This window comes from Vallitalea maricola (assembly GCF_036985595.1).
In the GTDB taxonomy this organism is placed as follows: Bacteria; Bacillota; Clostridia; order Lachnospirales; family Vallitaleaceae; genus Vallitalea; species Vallitalea maricola.
The window spans coordinates 1-286 of record NZ_BTPU01000377.1; the positions used below are offsets into that span (position 1 = coordinate 1).

1 protein-coding gene is annotated in these 286 nt (G+C 36.7%); it reads right to left on the minus strand.

Going from position 1 to position 286, the window contains the following annotated elements:
* On the minus strand, nt 1-206 hold a 206-nt coding region (locus AACQ14_RS24390; protein WP_339366122.1), incomplete at its 3' end, for a hypothetical protein.
* Nucleotides 207-286 lie beyond the last annotated feature (80 nt).

A 286-nucleotide genomic window follows, 5' to 3' on the forward strand; every position in this document is an offset into this window, starting at 1 on the left:
TGCCCTGCTTTAAATTCCTTTTCTTTTCGGATATCAAGCGCAATACCTTCTTCCTTGTTCATCAAAAAAGTTAAATCTTGAGTACTGATTTGTTTAATCGGTGACATTTGCATTTTAACTGTTGTAACGATGATCATTACCACTAAGGCAACCCAAACCGCGCTAAGCATGCCATTATCGCTTGCAAAACTAATTAATTGTTCCATAAATAAAGCTCGTTTTTAACAAATTTCGAATCGGCACATTATACGCAAATCACTTAGAATTGCGAGCATATACCGCGAGC